The sequence below is a fragment of the Verminephrobacter aporrectodeae subsp. tuberculatae At4 genome (assembly GCF_000193225.1).
Classification (GTDB): domain Bacteria; phylum Pseudomonadota; class Gammaproteobacteria; order Burkholderiales; family Burkholderiaceae_C; genus Acidovorax; species Acidovorax aporrectodeae.
Genome location: NZ_AFAL01000980.1, coordinates 1 through 1,524 on the forward strand (window position 1 = coordinate 1; position 1,524 = coordinate 1,524).

The 1,524-nt window shown below is 63.1% G+C and carries 3 protein-coding genes; all 3 read left to right on the forward strand.

Annotated elements, in window-relative coordinates; genetic code table 11:
• The first annotated feature begins 87 nt into the window (after positions 1-87).
• Positions 88-255, forward strand: coding sequence for a hypothetical protein (locus VTU_RS34290; RefSeq protein ID WP_010110159.1), 168 nt, complete (start codon positions 88-90; stop codon positions 253-255).
• A 150-nt stretch (positions 256-405) separates the two neighbouring features.
• Positions 406-990 (forward strand): MFS transporter, encoded by a 585-nt coding sequence (locus VTU_RS0124020; RefSeq protein WP_169315443.1) that lies wholly within the window; start codon positions 406-408, stop codon positions 988-990.
• A gap of 37 nt (positions 991-1,027) precedes the next feature.
• The gene (locus VTU_RS0124025) at positions 1,028-1,513 is read left to right on the forward strand and encodes an MFS transporter (RefSeq protein WP_138928032.1); all 486 of its coding nucleotides are present in this window, start codon (positions 1,028-1,030) and stop codon (positions 1,511-1,513) included.
• The last annotated feature ends 11 nt before the right edge of the window (positions 1,514-1,524 follow it).

The window sequence follows — 1,524 nt, forward strand, 5'->3', positions numbered from 1 at the left end:
GGCGGCCCAAGCGCTGCATAAGTGACAAACTTGGATTAGGATCAGCCAATGGTCGGCGTGGTGCCGTCCTCAATTGGGAGAAGACAAATGGATCAAATCGCAGAACAAGTCCGCGCCGATGCCCTGGTCAGCGCCGATCTCCTCCGCGTGCTCGACGAGGCAGAGGAATTGCTGAAGTCGGATCAGGAAGGCCAGCGCGCCGGCTTTCACGCTGTCGAAACCAACGCGTGCATGGACATTGTGCACCGCAGCTGATTCGCGCACCTACGAACCGAGAGCCCTGTGCTCCCGGTTTTTCATTTAGGTTCCACGATGGGCCTCCTTACGAGCCGCGCGGGCTTCCGGCTGGCCCCGATTCGCCTGCGCCCTCTCGCAAACTTTCAGCGACTTCTCGCCTCGTCATGCTTGACTGCGTCCGGTGCCATCTGCATCCCGCTGCTCGTCATTGGGATGCCGGGTGCGTCGGTGTCTTGGTTGGGCGTGGTTACGGTTGCGCTCGTGGCACCGCAGGCATGCGTCGGACTCGTTGCGGGCGCTTTAGCCGACCGTCGCGATCGCTTGCGCTTGGTCGCAATCGCGGATGGTGTTCGCGCTCTCATTTTCGTGGCTATCGCTGTTGCAAGTTTTTACGCGCACCTGTCGCTGCCCGTCTTCATCGCTTTGGCCTTCGCTAGTGGATGTTGCGATGCCTTGGCGGCGGCAGGCTACTCGGCCGCGCTGGCTGATGTGGTGCCTCGCGAAAGACTCGCGCTGGCGAACGCATGGATCGCCAGCGCGAGCGTCTATGCTGGGCTTGTCGGGCCGGTGGCCGCTGGAGCAGGCCTGCTGCGATTTTCGGCTGGAACCGTATTGCTCGTGAACGCAATTTGTTTCGCGGCATCTGGCGCCTTCCTCTGGCGTCGTCGGGCCTCCGAAGTCGAAGCACCGGCGCACACCTCGCACAAGACCGCCACGCTGTCGCACGTGGCCGAAGGACTGACTTATGCATGAGCCTGGGCTGGCGCGTCTCGTCCTAGTCGGCGTAGCGATGCAAGTGCTCATCCAGTGCCATGTTGCGCTGTTTATCGTTCAGATCGTTGGCCACGCCCGGCTGTCTCCGGCGCTCTATGGTCTGATGCAGGCGGCTGGTGCTGCCTCGGCGATGTTCGTCGCGCGCCGAACGTCGTCCCGTTCCGGCCTGATGCGCCTGCTGGCGACTGGCCTGGCGGCGATGGCGTTGTCCTGGGCGTTGGCGTCCGCGGCCGGGTTGATCGGCATTCGTGCAGGACTGACGGCCGCCGCTGCGGCAGGGTCGTTCGCCGCTGGTGCTTTCCTATACGAAATCGCCATGAACACGCTGCGCCTGCGCGACGTTCCTTCTGCATTGCGCGGCCGGGTCGTCTCCGCATTCCGCGTGTGTGCCTACCTCATCGCGCCGCTCGGTGGCGTAGTGGCCGCTGCTGCGGCCGACCGATTTGGTTTGTCCTGCGTGTTTATTGTTATGGGTAACTACTCAGCTCCCCCCTCGCCGTAGGCCATAATCCG

What these genes read in the sequence shown, in the direction of transcription:
- VTU_RS34290 (WP_010110159.1), top strand. Translation starts at nt 88, where the DNA reads ATGGATCAAATCGCAGAACAAGTCCGCGCCGATGCCCTGGTCAGCGCC.
- VTU_RS0124025 (WP_138928032.1), top strand. Translation starts at nt 1,028, where the DNA reads ATGCAAGTGCTCATCCAGTGCCATGTTGCGCTGTTTATCGTTCAGATC.